Origin of the sequence: Frateuria aurantia DSM 6220 (genome assembly GCF_000242255.2) — a bacterium.
In the GTDB taxonomy this organism is placed as follows: domain Bacteria; phylum Pseudomonadota; class Gammaproteobacteria; order Xanthomonadales; family Rhodanobacteraceae; genus Frateuria; species Frateuria aurantia.
In genome coordinates, this window is record NC_017033.1 from 663,468 (window position 1) to 679,269 (window position 15,802).

15 protein-coding genes and 1 tRNA gene are annotated in these 15,802 nt (G+C 64.1%); 12 read left to right on the forward strand and 4 right to left on the reverse strand.

All coding sequences use genetic code 11. From position 1 onward, the window contains the following. Window positions 1–102 precede the first annotated feature (102 nt). Window positions 103–1,548, reverse strand: a complete 1,446-nt coding sequence (locus FRAAU_RS02900; protein ID WP_014402075.1) for a LysM peptidoglycan-binding domain-containing protein — start codon at window positions 1,546–1,548, stop codon at window positions 103–105. On the opposite strand from FRAAU_RS02900, the gene FRAAU_RS17090 reads away from it, so the two are divergent. From FRAAU_RS17090 to FRAAU_RS02930, 7 genes are all read left to right on the forward strand, one after another. Further along, the gene (locus tag FRAAU_RS17090) at window positions 1,547–1,840 is read left to right on the forward strand and encodes a hypothetical protein (RefSeq protein WP_156803314.1); all 294 of its coding nucleotides are present in this window, start codon (window positions 1,547–1,549) and stop codon (window positions 1,838–1,840) included. The two genes, FRAAU_RS02900 and FRAAU_RS17090, sit on opposite strands and share 2 nt — an antisense overlap. 121 nt (window positions 1,841–1,961) lie before the next feature. After that, window positions 1,962–4,112: an adenosylcobalamin-dependent ribonucleoside-diphosphate reductase gene (locus tag FRAAU_RS02905; protein ID WP_014402076.1), complete on the forward strand. Its 2,151-nt coding sequence runs from the start codon at window positions 1,962–1,964 to the stop codon at window positions 4,110–4,112. Window positions 4,113–4,142: 30 nt separating this feature from the next. Continuing rightward, on the forward strand, window positions 4,143–5,492 hold the full coding sequence (locus tag FRAAU_RS16760; RefSeq protein ID WP_014402077.1) for a histone H1-like repetitive region-containing protein: 1,350 nt from the start codon (window positions 4,143–4,145) through the stop codon (window positions 5,490–5,492). Window positions 5,493–5,555: 63 nt separating this feature from the next. Continuing rightward, window positions 5,556–6,290: a TSCPD domain-containing protein gene (locus FRAAU_RS02920; protein WP_014402078.1), complete on the forward strand. Its 735-nt coding sequence runs from the start codon at window positions 5,556–5,558 to the stop codon at window positions 6,288–6,290. A gap of 115 nt (window positions 6,291–6,405) precedes the next feature. Continuing rightward, window positions 6,406–6,558: a helix-turn-helix domain-containing protein gene (locus tag FRAAU_RS17095; protein WP_156803315.1), complete on the forward strand. Its 153-nt coding sequence runs from the start codon at window positions 6,406–6,408 to the stop codon at window positions 6,556–6,558. After that, window positions 6,555–6,851, forward strand: coding sequence for a HipA N-terminal domain-containing protein (locus FRAAU_RS02925; RefSeq protein WP_014402079.1), 297 nt, complete (start codon window positions 6,555–6,557; stop codon window positions 6,849–6,851). The genes FRAAU_RS17095 and FRAAU_RS02925 overlap by 4 nt, the downstream gene beginning before the upstream one ends. After that, window positions 6,827–7,195, forward strand: coding sequence for a HipA domain-containing protein (locus FRAAU_RS02930; protein ID WP_156803316.1), 369 nt, complete (start codon window positions 6,827–6,829; stop codon window positions 7,193–7,195). Before FRAAU_RS02925 ends, FRAAU_RS02930 begins: the two co-directional genes overlap by 25 nt. Before the next feature lie 33 nt (window positions 7,196–7,228). Here FRAAU_RS02930 and ppk2 read toward each other — a convergent pair whose 3' ends face one another. The 3 genes from ppk2 to hemA form a co-directional block, all read right to left on the reverse strand. Next, window positions 7,229–8,014, reverse strand: coding sequence for a polyphosphate kinase 2 (ppk2, locus tag FRAAU_RS02935; protein WP_014402080.1), 786 nt, complete (start codon window positions 8,012–8,014; stop codon window positions 7,229–7,231). 104 nt (window positions 8,015–8,118) lie between these two features. After that, the gene (gene prfA / locus FRAAU_RS02940; protein ID WP_014402081.1) at window positions 8,119–9,198 is read right to left on the reverse strand and encodes a peptide chain release factor 1; all 1,080 of its coding nucleotides are present in this window, start codon (window positions 9,196–9,198) and stop codon (window positions 8,119–8,121) included. 141 nt (window positions 9,199–9,339) lie between these two features. Then, on the reverse strand, window positions 9,340–10,608 hold the full coding sequence (gene hemA, locus FRAAU_RS02945; RefSeq protein WP_014402082.1) for a glutamyl-tRNA reductase: 1,269 nt from the start codon (window positions 10,606–10,608) through the stop codon (window positions 9,340–9,342). Window positions 10,609–10,757: 149 nt separating this feature from the next. Between hemA and FRAAU_RS02950 the strand changes: the two genes are divergently transcribed. The 5 genes from FRAAU_RS02950 (at window position 10,758) to FRAAU_RS02970 (ending at window position 15,792) form a co-directional block, all read left to right on the forward strand. After that, on the forward strand, window positions 10,758–12,470 hold the full coding sequence (locus FRAAU_RS02950; RefSeq protein ID WP_041270774.1) for a tetratricopeptide repeat protein: 1,713 nt from the start codon (window positions 10,758–10,760) through the stop codon (window positions 12,468–12,470). Beyond that, on the forward strand, window positions 12,467–13,159 hold the full coding sequence (lolB, locus tag FRAAU_RS02955; RefSeq protein WP_014402084.1) for a lipoprotein insertase outer membrane protein LolB: 693 nt from the start codon (window positions 12,467–12,469) through the stop codon (window positions 13,157–13,159). Before FRAAU_RS02950 ends, lolB begins: the two co-directional genes overlap by 4 nt. Before the next feature lie 100 nt (window positions 13,160–13,259). Continuing rightward, entirely contained in the window at window positions 13,260–14,657 is a 1,398-nt protein-coding gene (gene ispE / locus FRAAU_RS02960; protein WP_014402085.1) for a 4-(cytidine 5'-diphospho)-2-C-methyl-D-erythritol kinase, read from the forward strand. A gap of 64 nt (window positions 14,658–14,721) precedes the next feature. Beyond that, a tRNA-Gln gene (locus tag FRAAU_RS02965) sits at window positions 14,722–14,798 on the forward strand. Window positions 14,799–14,853: 55 nt separating this feature from the next. Continuing rightward, window positions 14,854–15,792 (forward strand): ribose-phosphate diphosphokinase, encoded by a 939-nt coding sequence (locus tag FRAAU_RS02970; RefSeq protein ID WP_014402086.1) that lies wholly within the window; start codon window positions 14,854–14,856, stop codon window positions 15,790–15,792. The last annotated feature ends 10 nt before the right edge of the window (window positions 15,793–15,802 follow it).

The window sequence follows — 15,802 nt, forward strand, 5'->3', positions numbered from 1 at the left end:
ATGCGACCTGCGACGGTCGCAGGCAAATCGGCAGGCGCCATGAAAAAACCGCCGGACCTTGCGGGCCGGCGGCTTGGAAGGGCTGGACGAGGTGATGTCGCCTCAGCGGGCGCTCAGCCGCAGCACCTGTCCGGCCTTGACGGTGTTGCCGTGCAGGCCGTTCCAGGCCCGGACCTGGGCGACATCGACGGCATGCTGTTTGGCAATGGAGTACAGGGTATCGCCGTGACCGACGCGGTAAGTGCGGGCGAGGTGGCGGTTGCCGTGAGTGCCGGCATGCCGACCGGCGCCGGTCTGTGCGAAATGCACCGCTGCACGCGGATGCTCTTCGCTGGCGGCCGTGGCGGCCAGCCGGGTCTGGCGATGCTCCTGGCTGACATAGACCTGGGCGGTCAGACGCGCGAACGGGGTTCCGGTCAGTGCCGTATCGGCCCAGGTGATGGCTTCGGCGGTGACATGCTCCAGCGACGGGGGCAGCTCGTGCGAGACCGCGGTACCGCTGATCGAGGCGAAGGCGGCGCGGACGGCTTCCGGATGCCTGCGGGCGGCGCTTGCCGTCAGCACCGGTTTGCCGGCGGGAAGGGCCTTGCTCGCCGACGGTGCAGCGGCAGGTGCGGCGGTCGAGGCCAGCTCGGTACCGCGGCTCAGCTGGGCCGGCATCGCATGGGCACCTACGGCGGCCAGAATCCGGCTGCGGCGGCCGGCATCCATGGCCACCAGCGTGCCACCGTCGGCATAGGGCAGCAGGTCATGACGGCGCAGGATCTTCTTCGCCTCGCTGCCCTGCAAAAACTCCAGGAAGGCCTTGGTGGCAGCGGCCTTCGGGCTGCTGGCGGAGGTGACCAGATACAACGGGGTGAACAGCGGATAGCTGCCGCTGGCCAGGTTGCCTGCGCTGGCGCTGACACCGTCGATCTTCAGGATCTTGACGTGGGCGTTGGCATGCACGTCGCCCAGGGTACTGACGCCCAGCGAACGGCCGTCCAGAGCAACGGCTTCCTCCAGCTTGCCCGTATTCATGTACAGCCGCGGGGCGGCCACCGGCTGATTGCCTCGACCGAACAGCAGGCGGCGCAGGCTGTATTCCACGCCGTCACCGGGGCTGGCCACGGCATAGACGTTGATCGGCTGGTCGCGTCCCCCGAGTTCCTTCCAGTTGGTGATCTTGCCGTAATAGATGTCGTGAGCCTGCTTCAGGCTGAGGTTGCTGACCGGATTCTGCGGTGAGGTGATCAGCACCAGCGAGTCCCAGGCCACCGGCGTGAAGGTCAGGTTGGCTTCTTTGCCGCCGGCGCTGTCACGGGCACTGCCGGCCAGATCGGCCTTGCCGGCACTGACCGCGTCCAGACCGGAAGCGGTATTGAACGGCTGCAGCTCGATCCTGCCCTTGCCGGCTTTCTGCCAGGCCGCCGCGGTATCATTGACGACACCTCGTGCGGTGGTGACATCGCCACGCCAGATCAGCGTCGTTTCAGCGGCATGGACTGAAAAGGCCAGGCCTGCGCCGAGCAGTGCGGCGGACGCTAGGCGAGTGAGGCGTACGGACATGTTGAAAACCCCGGGTCATCGAGTTGGGTTGGATCATCCGGTGTTCTGGGGACGGACGATCATCGTGTTTGGTGTCAAATATTTCAACGCGTTGCGCTGGAAACTTCAAGCATTATCTTGCGCTGAAAACGCCGCCGCCGCCATGCCTGCACAAGGCGGTCAAGGCCTTGTGGCGGGCCGGCGCCGCAGGGCTTGGACCCGGCGTGCCGCAGCGGGTTCCCGGCCTGGCCCGGTCTGCAGGAAAGGCTTTACATCGACGGATGCCGTGAGTATCTTTCAAAGTGGCGAATGATACACAACATGTTGTGTATTTTATTGCAGACAACCCAAAATGATCGGGTCCGTCCGTGCGGTTTCAATTGCGGGGCGAGCTCATGCGTTGCCAGTCTTGATTTTCTGAGGCCTTTCCGTCGATGAGTCATACCGTGCGTCTTCGCGTGGCAGGTGTCGAACCTGCCGATATCGCCCTGCAAAGTGCTTCCCACGACATCTGGGACAAGAAATACCGTCTCAAGGACAAGCACGGCGTGCCCGTGGATGTCGATGTCGACAGCAGCTATCGACGCATCGCCCGAGCCCTGGCCGAGGTAGAGGCCACACCGGAGCTGCGCAGTCACTGGGAAGCCCGGTTCCTGTGGGCGCTGCGCCGCGGCGCCATTCCGGCCGGCCGGATCACCTCCAATGCCGGTGCCCTGGAACACAAGCCGGCGACCTCGACCATCAACTGCACCGTGTCGGGCACCATCCACGACTCGATGGACGATATCCTGGAGAAGGTGCACGAGGCCGGACTGACCCTGAAGGCCGGTTGCGGCATCGGTTACGAATTTTCCACCTTGCGCCCGCGCGGCGCCTATGTCTCGGGTGCCGGCGCCTATACCTCCGGGCCGCTGTCGTTCATGGATATCTACGACAAGATGTGCTTTACCGTGTCGTCGGCCGGCGGACGTCGAGGAGCCCAGATGGGCACGTTCGACATCGCCCATCCCGATGCGCGCGAATTCATCCGTGCCAAGCGCGAGGATGGCCGGCTGCGCCAGTTCAATCTCAGTCTGCTGATCACCGATGACTTCATGCAGGCGGTCGAGGCCGATGCCGACTGGCCGCTGATCTTTCCGGTGCACGTCAAGGAACAGGATGACCTGGACCTGGCCGACCCGGCCCAGGTCGTGTGGCGGGAATGGCCGACCCACGAGAATTATGTGGCACGTGCCGATGGTCTGGTGGCATGCAAGATCTACGGGCAGGTCAGAGCCCGGCATCTGTGGGACATGATCATGGTCTCGACCTACGACTATGCCGAGCCGGGATTCATCCTGATCGACAAGGTCAACGAGATGAACAACAACTGGTGGTGCGAGCAGATTCGCGCCACCAACCCGTGTGGCGAGCAGCCCCTGCCGCCGTACGGGTCCTGCCTGCTGGGCTCGGTGAACCTGACCCGTTTCGTGCGTGATCCCTTCGGTCCCAAGGCCCGTTTCGACTGGGAAGAATATCGGGAAGTGGTCAAGGTCTTCACCCGGATGCTGGACAATGTGGTCGAGATCAACGGTTTGCCGTTGCCGCAGCAACGCGAGGAAATCCTGTCCAAGCGTCGGCATGGCATGGGCTTTCTGGGTCTGGGCTCGACCTTGACCATGCTGCGCAAGCGGTACGGCCATGCCGAGTCGGTGCAGTTCACTGAAGAGGTGGCCCGCGAAATGGCGGTGGCTGGCTGGGAAGTGGCGCTGGATCTGGCCAGGGAGAAAGGCCCGGCACCGATCCTGCAGCGTGACTACGTGGTCACCGCCGAGATGCTGCGCAAGCGCCCGGAGATGGCTGCCGATGGTTATGCCTTGGGTGACAGCATTCCGGGGCGCGTGCTGCATGCCCGCTATAGCCGCTATATGCAGCGGATCGCGGAAGTCGCGCCGGAGCTTGTCGAGGCGCTGGCCGAGATCGGGGCGCGTTTCAGTCACCACACTTCGATCGCCCCCACCGGCACGATCAGCCTGAGTCTGGCCAACAACGCCAGCAACGGCATCGAGCCCAGTTTCGCTCACCACTATGCCCGCAACGTGATACGCGAAGGGCGCAAGACCAAGGAGAAGGTCAGCGTCTACAGCTATGAATTGCTGGCCTACCGTGAACTGATCAATGCCGAGGCCATGCCGTTTGCCGATGAAGCCAAGGCCAGGCTGCCCGACTATTTTGTTTCGGCCGACGATATCTCGCCCAGGGAGCATGTCGATATCCAGGCCGCCGCCCAGCGCTGGGTGGATTCATCGATTTCGAAGACGGCCAACGTGCCGACCGATTATCCCTACGAGGATTTCAAGGACATCTACCGGTACGCCTACCAGAAGGGACTGAAAGGCTGCACCACTTTTCGCTTCAATCCGGCGGCATTCCAGGGGGTGCTGGTCAAGGAGTCGGATCTGGAAAACACCCGTTACCGCTTCGAACTGGAAGATGGCAGCTCGATGGAGTTCAAGGGCAACGACGAGGTGGAGTACGATGGCGAAATTCATACCGCCGCCAACCTTTTCGATGCACTCAAGGAAGGGTATTACGGCAAGTTTTGAACCTAGAAAGAGCGAAGGGGAGTGTTGCCGATGTCCAGTGAATCTGAAAAGCCGGTAATCGATCATCCGGTTTCCACAGCGGTAGTCGATACACAGGAAGTGATCGCCGTCGAGGCGGCTGTCGAGGTGCCGTTGCCGGGGATCGCTGAGACCACGGACGAGATGACACCTGGCGAGGTGCCGACGGAAATCGAACAGGCGCGGATTGTGGAAATCGAGTCGCGTGCCGAGACCCCGGCACATGTCGATGAGGATGAGCCCCTCAAGGCCGAGCGCAGCCACTTCGTCACGCCGATCGAGGTCGTGATCGAGACGGCGGAGAAGGCCTCCGAGCTGCCGGCGCCGCCACTGGAGGATGGCTCGGTCAAGACAGCAGTGAAGAAAGCGGCAACCAAAAAGGCAGCCAGCAAGAAAGCGGCCGTGAAAAAGGCGGCCGCCACCAAGAAAGCGGCCACGAAAAAGGCCGCCACGAAACGTGTTGCCGAGATCGAGTCTCCCGCCGGCAAGGGCGCCGTCAAAAAGATCGCTCCGGCGAAGGCGGTCGCTGCCAAAAAGCCGGTGGCGAAGAAGGCTGCTCCGGCGAAAGCGGTCGCTGCCAAAAAGCCGGTAGCGAAGAAGGCCGGGCCGGCGAAAGCGGTCGCCGCCAAAAAGCCGGTGGCCAAGAAGGTGGCTCCCGCGAAAGCAGTCGCTGCCAAAAAGCCGGTAGCGAAGAAGGTCGCGCCGGCGAAGGCGGTCGCTGCCAAAAAGCCGGTAGCGAAGAAGGTCGCGCCGGCGAAGGCGGTCGCTGCCAAAAAGCCGGTAGCGAAGAAGGCCGCTCCGGCGAAAGCGGTCGCTGCCAAAAAGCCGGTAGCGAAGAAGGCCGCTCCGGCGAAAGCAGTCGCTGCCAAAAAGCCGGTAGCGAAGAAGGCCGCGCCGGCGAAAGCAGTCGCTGCCAAAAAGCCGGTGGCGAAGAAGGTGGCTCCGGCGAAAGCAGTCGCTGCCAAAAAGCCGGTGGCGAAGAAGGCCGTGCCGGCGAAAACGGTCGCTGCCAAAAAGCCGGTGGCGAAGAAGGCCGCGCCGGCGAAAGCAGTCGCTGCCAAAAAGCCGGTGGCGAAGAAGGCCGCGCCGGCGAAAACGGTCGCCGCCAAAAAGCCGGTAGCGAAGAAGGCCGCTCCGGCGAAAGCAGTCGCTGCCAAAAAGCCGGTAGCGAAGAAGGCCGCTCCGGCGAAAGCGGTCGCCGCCAAAAAGCCGGTGGCGAAGAAGGCCGCGCCGGCGAAAGCAGTCGCTGCCAAAAAGCCGGTGGCGAAGAAAGCGGCTCCGGTGAAAGCGGTTGCCGCCAGGCGCATCAGCAAGGTGGCCGCTGCCCCGGCCAAAACCTCGGGTCGCAAGACCCGGAGCTGATTCTCAACGTCCGGTCGCCGCCTGTCGGCCGCCGGACGCCCACTCCGCGTATGGGTTTACATCATGGCGTTCAAGATCAACAGCAAGATCAAGGGCTACAGCGTCGTTGACGAAGATGACGACAAGGCGGTCTTGGACCGGGCCTCTGAAGCCGAGCCGGCCCGCATCGATGTGGTGCAGATGCATGAGAGCCTTGAGCGTCCGGAAACCCTGGTCGGCAGCACCTACAAGATCAAGTCGCCGCTGTTCGAGCATGCCCTGTATGTCACGATCAACGATATCGTGCTGAATGAAGGCACCATTTACGAGCAGCGGCGTCCGTTCGAGATTTTCATCAACTCCAAGAACATGGATCACTTCCAGTGGATCGTGGCCTTGACCCGGATCCTGTCGGCCGTGTTCCGCAAGGGCGGCGACGTCACCTTCCTGGTGGAGGAGATGAAGGCGGTATTCGATCCGCGCGGTGGTTATTTCAAGGCCGGCGGTATCTACATGCCCAGCATCGTCGCCGAAATCGGTGGCGTGATCGAGCGGCACATGAAAACCATCGGACTGATCCAGGATCCCGAGTTGGATGCCTCGACCTTGGCTCTGATCGCTGAAAAAAGGGCGGCCTACGAGGCAGCCATGCGCGCCGCGCCGGTGCCGCCGGCGAGTGGGGATACCGCGGCCAATGAATCCGAAGCATCGGGCTTTCCGCCGGGCGCCACCTTGTGCGCCAAGTGCAATACTCAGGCGCTGGTGCTGCTCGATGGTTGCCAGACCTGCCTCAACTGCGGCTACAGCAAATGCGGTTGAGCCCTGATGCCCCTCTGGCCAGTCTTGGCGAATGTGATGCCAGGCCCCAGCGGCAAGCTTTTTGTTTTTTGCAGCACGATCCTCTGATTTCTTCCTGATCGGTCAGGTTTACGCATTGACCCAGGTTCAGCTGGCAGGGCTGGCCGGTATGGGGCCACGCTTCGTCGTCGAGCTTGAGGGCGGCAAGCCGCCCGTCGTGATCAACAAGGTGATACAGGTGCTGGCGGCCCTGGGCGTGCGGCTGCAGTCCCTGACGGGGCGGGGATGAGTGACATCCTGTTTGTGCGCATCTTTGATCGCTATGCCGACGTTCTGGAAAGGGCAGGCATCCATTGCGCACCGGAAGACTGGCGGTTCGAATATGACCCAAGCTATGTGCAGGGTGGGCAGGCGACTGCTCTTTCGGTGAGCTTGCCGCTGCGAGACGAGATGTTTGCGGGACCCGTCGTGTGCCACTGGTTCGGCAACCTGCTGCCCGAAGGCGCGATCAAGGCGGCGATCTGCCATTGCCATCCTGATCGGCAATGCCGATGCGCATGCCAAGAACATCAGCCTTGCTGACCCAGGTCGATGGCCGACGCCGGCTTACGCCGTACTATGATCTGGTGCCGATCATGGCCTTTTCCCACAAGGCGCTGGATCGGGCGCCCGCGATGCGGATCGGTGATGCTTTGAGCATCGATGCCCTGACGAAAGCGGACTGGCTGGCGTTGGTGCAGTCGATCGAGTCGCGCCTGCCCTATGTGCAACAACAGCTGCGCCAGAGGGTGGCCGGAATCCAGGCCACCCTGCCGCAAGTGGTGGCGGAACTGGCATCCCAGGGCGTGTCCGGAGATTTGCGGGAACACGCCCGACAAGTCATCACCGCGCAGTGCCGGCGCGTGATCGAGACTGTGACGGGCTGATGGCCAAGGTCTTGAGCCCTCATCGAGCCGCTGTCAGCTGTCGAAGGTATCCGGTACCCAGATCGCCATTTCGGTGATCTTTTCCTTGGCTGTGCGATGGCCCAGCGGGGGCAGGGTGATTTCAGGGATGTCGACGTTCTTCAGGGCGTCCGGGAGCTCGTTCAGCAGGTGCCGGATCAGGTTGATGCGGCCGCGCTCCTTGTTGTTGAAGTCGACCACGAACCAGGGCGCATGCGGGGTATGGGTGCGCTCGATCATGGTGTTGCGCAGGGTGCCGATGTCCTTGAACTTGCTGCGCGAGGCCAGATCCACCGGCGACAGCTTCCAGCGTTTCAGCGGATCGGCGGCACGGGCCTCGAAGCGCTTTTCCTCCTCGCGCTGATCGACGGCCAGCCAGTATTTGATCAGGATGATGCCGTCGTCGGTCAGCAGCTTCTCGAAGGCCGGCACGGCTTCCATGAAACGCCGGTATTCTTCGTCGGTGCAGAAATGGTTGGCCGGCTCGACCACAGCCCGGTTGTACCAGCTGCGGTCGAACAGCACCAGTTCGCCGGCCGCCGGCAGGTGGCTGACATAGCGCTGGAAGTACCACTGCTTCGATTCACGATCATTGGGTTTGGGCAGGGCCGCGATATGGTAGCTGCGGGTGTCCATTTTCTCGGTGATCCGCTTGATCACGCCGCCCTTGCCGGCCGCGTCGCGGCCTTCCAGGATCACCACCAGTCGTTTGCCGGTCTGGTGCAGCCAGCGCTGCAGCTTGATCAGGTCGATCTGCAGCTCGTCGAGCTGCTCCTGGTAACGCGAACGCTTTTTGCCCATGGCGGATTCTCTGGAGGCGGAGCCACGTCGCCGTGCCGGACTCTGCGGGCCACGGCCGGGACACCACCTGACATCATACGCCGGCCAGTGCGGGACGACTGTGATCAGGTGCCGGCCAGGGCCTGCAGCTCATCGGCCTGATATTCCCGGGTCAGACCATCGATCAGTTCATCCAGGGCACCTTGCATGATTTCAGGCAGGCGATGCAGGTTCAGATCGATGCGATGGTCGGTGACCAGGTTGTCCTTGTAGCGATAGGTGCGGATCCGCTGGCTGCGATCACCGCTGCCGACCTGCAGCCGACGCGATTCGGCCTGCGCCGCGGTCTGCTTGTGCTGGGCCTCGTCCAGCAGCCGGGCCTGCAGCAGGCTCATGGCCCGCGCCCGGTTCTTGTGCTGGCTGCGTTCTTCCTGGCATTCCACCACGATGCCGCTGGGCAGGTGGGTGATACGGATCGCCGAGTCGGTCTTGTTCACATGCTGGCCGCCCGCACCGGAAGAACGGAAGGTATCCACCCGGATATCGGCCGGCGCGATCTCCACCGGTGCGATGGCATCCAGTTCAGGCAGTACCGCCACGGTGGCTGTCGAGGTATGCACCCGCCCTTGGGACTCGGTGGCCGGCACCCGCTTGACGCAATGCACGCCGGACTCGAACTTCAGGCGGGAAAACGCCTCGCGTCCTTCCAGGCGGGCCACGATTTCCTTGTGACCGCCATGTTCGCCGGCATGGTCGCTGAGAATCTCGATGGACCAGCCCCGATTTTCGGCATAGCGGCTGTACATCCGGAACAGATCACCGGCAAACAGGGCCGCCTCGTCACCGCCGGCGCCGGCACGGATTTCAAGATACAGATTGGCCTGGTCGCGGGGATCCTGAGGCAGCAGCTGCAATTGCAGTTGCCGGTCCAGGGCTTTCAGCTCGGCATCCAGCCGGCGCAGATCCTCGGCGGCGATCGAGCCCAGTTCCGGATCGTCCAGCATCGCGGCGCTGTCCTCGCGCTCCTGCTCGGCCTGTCTGAAACGCTGCAAGGTGGTCACCAGCGGATCAAGCTGGGCATATTCGCGCGACAGTTCGCGGAATTGCCCGTTGTTGGCCAGCACTTCGGGCTGGGCCAGCAGCCGACCCACTTCTTCGTGACGTTCGGCCAGGGACTGCAGTTTCTGATGGATCGTTGAGGTCATGAGTCGGATCGGGAGCCAAGGGTCCGGCCTTGCTGCCGGTACGGCGCGATCAGCATGATGCGCGCAGACGGCAAGTGTAGCGCGCAGGGCCGGGCGAATCAGTCACCTGTCGCGCGGCGCCGGCCTCGGGGGCGGCAAGACTCAGGTATTCGCGGTGTCGTCTTCCAGACCGTAGAGGCGGCCGGCGGCTTGCAAAAGGTCGATGTCGCCGCTCAGGGCGGCCTCGCGCAGTCGGGCGCTGGGGTGATGCAGCAGCTTGTTGGTCAGGGTATTGGCAAGAAATGCCAGGGCCTCTTCCGGCGACTTGCCGCGGCCCAGCATCGCCTGGGCCTTGGCCAGCACCTCGTCACGGTAATGCTCGGCATGACAGCGCATGTCGATCACCGGATTCTTCAGGCCCAGGGTCCGGCGCCAGGCCATATAACGCTCGACCTGCAGATCGATGATCTCGGAGGCTTCGCGGGCGGCGCTTTCGCGGGCCTTGCGATGGCCGTCGATGACTTTCTGCAAATCATCGATGCCGTAGAGAAACACATCCTTGAGCTGGCCGACACTGGCCTCGATATCGCGCGGCACGGCAATATCGACCATGAACATGGGGCGGCGCCGACGCTTGGCCAGCGCCGTCTCCACCATGGCGCGCGATACCACGGCATGCGGGGCGGCGGTGGAGGCGATGACGATGTCGGCTTCCGCCAGATAGGCATCGAGCTGGTCCAGGGCCAGCGCCTCGCCACCATAGATGGCCGCCAGCTCTTCGGCCTTGGCCAGGGTCCGGTTGGCGATCAGCAGCCGGCGCGGACGCTTGTCCGCCAGATGGCGGGCCGTCAGCTCGATGGTCTCGCCGGCACCGATCAGCAGCACGCTGGCTTGTCGCAGATCGGCAAACATCTGTTCGGCCATGCGCACGGCGGTGAAAGCCACGGATACCGTATGTGCGCCGATCTGGGTGTCGGTACGGACCCGCTTGGCCACCGCGAAGGTGTGCTGCAGCAGGCGCTCCATGCCGGTATCCAGGGTCCGCTGCTCGCGGGCCAGCTGGTAGGCATCCTTGACCTGGCCCAGAATCTGCGGCTCGCCCAGCACCATCGAATCCAGGCCGGTAGCGACCCGGAACATGTGCCGCACGGCCTGATCATCACGATGGTCGTAAAGATAGGGGGCGATCTGCTGTTCGCTGACCTGGTGGTGCCGGCTCAGCCAGGATCGCGGCACGGCTTCGGCACCTTCCTCGACATCGACATACAGCTCGGTGCGGTTGCAGGTCGAGAGGATCAGTGCTTCGCTGACACCGGGCAGGGATTGCAGCTCGCGCAAGGCCTCGGTGGCCTGGTCCGGGGCAAAAGCCACCTGTTCGCGCAGTTCGACCGGCGCGGTATGGTGGTTGAGCCCGAGGGCGATCAGCGTCATCTGGATCGGTTTGGCGAGAGAATGATGGGCAGGGGTAGGCTAAGCTGTCGGTATGTTACTGGCAGAATCGGGTTTTGCCCCGGACTCAAGTCAGTATCGTGTGAAACTGGAGACGAATTGTGCGCAGCCGTGGATCGAAGTTCAAGCAAATGCGTCGTTTTGGTTGTTCAGGCGTCGTATTGGCGGGACTGCTGAGTGCCTGTGCCAGCCCGTCGCTCCGCCATGGTGCGGCAGGCAATGCCTTGCTGCAGCCTTTGCAGCGCATCCAGGTGGCGACCACCGATGCGGATCATGACGTGGTGGCCCAGCTGCTGCTGGGTGAAAGCGCACTCGGTCACAATGACCTGAAAACCGCCGCCCGGGCCTATGGCAAGGCTTCGCGGCTGACGACCAACCATCAGGTCGCCGAGCGGGCCACCGAACTGGCACTGGCCGTCCATGATCTGCCTGCGGCCAGCGAGGCGCTGGCACGCTGGCATCAACTGGGCGGCGAGCCGGATGTACTGGCCCAGGCCGATGCGACCCTGGCGATGGCCCAGGGCCATACCCGCCAGGTGATCGAGGATGGCCGGCGTCTAGTCGCCACCCATGCACCCCATGCCTGGGAACGACTGGTGCGGGTGCTGGTCGGCAGCCCGGATCAGGCTGCCGCCGGGCAGGTGCTGGCGGCGGTGGCCACGCCTGAGCGCCTGCCCAATGACACCCAGGTCTGGATCAGCATGAGCGGGCTGGCGGCCAGGCTGGGGCGGATGGATGTCGCCCAGCGGCTGGCGACCCAGACCGTGCAGCGCTTCCACAACGCACCGGCCTATGCCTGGGCCGGGCAGCTGCAGTTCGAAAGCGGTAACCAGACCCGGGGCCGTCACCTGCTGGAGCAGGCGCTGCAGAAAGACCCCACGAATCCCCGCTGGCGTCTGCTTTATGCCAGTCTGCTGAGCCGCGCCGGCCAGTCGGCAGCAGCGGCCCGGTTGCTGGCCGAGGGGCCGCAGAGCCTGCAGATCTACGAATTGCGGCTGGCCCTGGCGGTGCATGACCATCAGCAGGCCAGCCTGCAGCGAATCTATCGGCAGCTGCAGCAGGCGAAGCCCCCGCTGCGCGACCAGGCCGGCTTTCTGCTGGGGCAGCTGGCCGAAGTGCTGGGACGGCCGGGCGAGGCATTGGATTGGTACGGCCAGGTCGGTGACGACGATCCGCATGCGTTTGATGCTGATCTGCGCACCGCCTTGATCATGGCCAGCCAGTCACGGCTGGATGATGCCCATGCCCAGCTGGCGCAGATGCAATCGGATTATCTGGATCAGCCGGCCCAGCTGCGTCAGGTCAATGAACTCGATGCCGTGCTGTATATGCGCCAGCGCCGTTATACGCAGGCCGTGGCGGCCTATACCGCGGCGCTGGGCGAGGCCGGGCGTGATCCGGGCCTGTTGTACGATCGCGGCATCGCCCATGCCAGTGCCGGTGATATCGACGCTTCCATCGCCGACTTCCGGCAGGTGCTGCAGCTCAAGCCCGGTGATATCGATGCCAGCAACGCGCTGGGGTTTACCCTGGCCGACAATCATCGAGATCTGCCCGAGGCCGAGCAGCTGATTGACGTAGCTCGCCAGTCGCGGCCGAACGATCCGGTGATCAATGATTCATGGGGCTGGCTGCAATACCGGCTGGGCCATCTGCCGCAGGCCGAGCAGGCCTTGACTGCGGCCTGGCAGGCCCAGCCTGACCCGGAAATCGGCGTGCACCTGGGCGAAGTGCTGTGGCAGGCCGGCCAGAAGGATCAGGCGCGTCAGCTGTTCCATCGTATCCAGCAGCAGGATCCCCACAATCTTTCCCTGCAACAGACATTGGGTCGGCTTCATCCATGATCACAAGCTTCAGCTCGGCCACGAGGCGGCCGTCACTCGCCATTTCACCAGGGCCTGGCAGCCTGCCGGGACGCGGTCTGATCCTGGCGGGCCTGCTGCTGCTCGCCGGCTGCCAGCAGGCGGCCCTGCCCAGACTGCATGCCGATCATCAGCGGCTGCAGGCCCAGCAGGCGCGCGAGATGCAGCTGGCGACCTGGCAGGACTGGACCTTGCGCGGGCGGCTGGGACTGTCCGACGGCCATCAGGGCGGCAGCGGATCCTTCGTCTGGATCCAGCAGGGCGACCGCTATGATTTCCAGATGCGCAAACCGATTACCGGCGGGCTGGTCTTTCGCCTGCAGGGCGGGCCGGAGGGCGCGCATCTGATCAATGGCGATGGCCGTGAACTCAGTGACCCGGATGTCGAGACCTTGATGCGCAAGGTCATGGGCTGGACCGTGCCCCTGCGGGAGCTGCGGGCCTGGGTGCTGGGTGCGCGGGCGGCGGGCAGCCCGGCCAGTCTCAGCTTCCAGCCCGACGGCCTGCCGGCGACGGTCAGCCAGGACGGCTGGCAGATCGACTATCCCAGCTGGAACCATGACCGGCAGCCGGCGCTGCCGCATCAGGTCTTCGCCAGCCGGCCGCCGTACAAGGTGCGGCTGTCGATCGAATCCTGGCAGCGCGGCGTCGACGCAGGGCAGGGCGACTGACAGCGCGCTGCCGACTTTTCGGCCCGCTGCCGCTACCATAGCGGCCTGGATGCGCGCGGCGCGCGCGTCACATCCCAGAGCAAGCCAAGGTTGAAGCTAGATGGTGTTTCGGATTGAACGGGCCCGGGTGGCCCAGGTCAGAGCCCTGTGCGCGATCGAGCGCGAAGCGGTCGCATTGTTTCGCCAGCATCCGGTGTGGCCGTCCTACGCGGCGATGTCGATTCCCGAGCAGCTGCTGCGCGAAGGTATCGAGGCCGGCCTGGTCTGGGTCGCCGTGGATGAGGCCACTGCCCGCCCGCTGGGCTTTGTCTGGCTGGAGCGCCTGAACGATGATCAGGTCGGGATCTGCGACTTCAATGTCCTGCCGGAACAGGGTCGCCAGGGCATTGGCGCGGCCTTGCTCAAGCATGCCTGCGACTGGGCCCGTGCCGCCGGCTACCGCGCGGTGCTGCTGGGCACCGTCGCCGATGTGCCCTGGAATGCCCCTTTCTATGCGAAACACGGCTTTGTGCAGGTCGACAAGCAGGATCCCGAATTCGCCTTTGCCTTGCAGCGTGACCGCGACAACGGCTTTCCGGACCCCTTGCGGGTCTTTATGCGCCGGGACCTGAGTGCTGTGGCGGCGGATGAATGGTCGGTCTGGCCGGCACCGGCCAAGCTGAACCTGTTTTTGCGCATCGTAGGCCGTCGGCCGGATGGTTATCACGAGCTGCAGACCGTGTTCCGGATCCTGGACTGGGGCGACGAGATCAGCCTGCGGGTACGTGCCGACGGCGAGATCGTCCGCGCCAGCGAGCTGGCGGAGGTACCGGCCGAACAGGATCTGGTAGTGCGTGCCGCCCGATTGCTGAAAAACCACACTGGCTGCGCCTTGGGTGCCGATATCGCGGTGGAAAAGCGGGTGCCGATGGGGGGCGGGCTGGGCGGCGGCAGTTCCGATGCCGCCACCGTGCTGGTGGCCTTGAACGAGTTGTGGCAGACCGGCGTCGACGAAGATGCGCTGGCCGAACTGGGGCGTCAATTGGGCGCAGATGTACCGGTTTTCACCCGCGGCCGCTCTGCCTGGGCCGAGGGCATTGGCGAAATTCTGCGCCCGGTCAGCCTTCCCCGGCGCTGGTATGTGGTGATCGACCCACAGGAAAAGGTGCCGACCGCGGGACTTTTCAGCGCGCCGGAATTGACACGCGACGCGCCTGCCACCACAATCTCGAACTTCACCGCAGGCTTGGCAAGGGACAACACCTTCGAGCCCGTGGTCAGGGCACGACACCCTCGGGTGGCCGCCGCGCTGGACTGGCTGGGCAACCACGCCACCGCGCAGTTGTCAGGAACCGGTGGCTGTCTGTTTGCCGAGTTCGATTCCATCGAGCAGGCACGGCGCATCGCAAGACGCTGCCCTGAAGAGTTTTCCGCTTGCGTGGCGGAAGGCATGCAGGATTCGCCGCTGGCACTGGCCGTCGAACGCCATCGCCGCGGCAACCGCCAGGACCTGTCCTGACGGCGTAAGGCAAGTGCGCGGAAAGCGCGGACGACCGGAAGGCCGGTCGGAATAGCATTGTTACTGGGGCGTCGCCAAGTTGGTTAAGGCACGGGATTTTGATTCCCGCATGCGCAGGTTCGAATCCTGCCGCCCCAGCCATTCCTAAGTCTGTGGCTTTCAGGCAAGTGAGGCTTCCTTGAACTCATCCGCTCCCATGCTGTTTACCGGCAACGCCTACCGGGCGCTGGCCGAAGACATCGCTGCCCGACTGGGCGTGCCGCTGGGCAAGGCCTTCATCGGCCACTTCAGCGACGGCGAAGTCCAGATCGAGATCGAAGAAAACGTCCGTCGCCAGGAAGTGTTCGTGCTGCAGCCGACCGGCGCGCCGAGTGCGGAAAACCTGTTCGAACTGCTGACCCTGGTCGATGCCCTCAAGCGCGCTTCGGCCGCCAGCGTCACCGCGGTGATTCCCTATCTGGGCTATTCGCGACAGGATCGCCGGACCCGCTCGGCCCGCGTGCCGATCACTGCCAAGCTGGTTGCCAAGCTGATCAGCACTGCCGGTGTCGATCGCGTGCTGACCGTCGACCTGCATGCTGACCAGATCCAGGGCTTCTTCGACATTCCGGTCGACAATGTCTATGCCTCGCCCGTGCTGCTGGCCGATATCTGGCGCCAGCACGAGATCAAGGACGTCATCGTGGTCAGCCCCGATGTCGGTGGCGTGGTGCGTGCCCGTGCGCTGGCCCGTCGACTGGACGATGCCGACCTGGCCATCATCGACAAGCGCCGGCCCAAGGCCAACGTCGCCACCGTGATGAACATCATCGGCGAAGTCGAAGGCAAGACCTGCATCCTGGTCGATGATATGGTCGATACCGCCGGCACCCTGTGCGCCGCCGCTGCCGCCCTGAAGCAGCATGGTGCCCGCAAGGTCGTCGCCTACTGCGTGCATCCGGTGCTGTCCGGCGCCGCGATCAGCAATATCGAGAACTCGCAGCTGGACCAGCTGGTGGTGACCAACACCTTGCCGCTGCGTCCCGACGCCCAGGCCTGCGCCAAGATCCGCCAGCTGTCGGTGGCCGAGCTGCTGGCCGAGACCATCCGCCGTATCGCCTACGGCGAATCGGTCAGCTCGCTCTACGTCGACTGATTCATTCCGA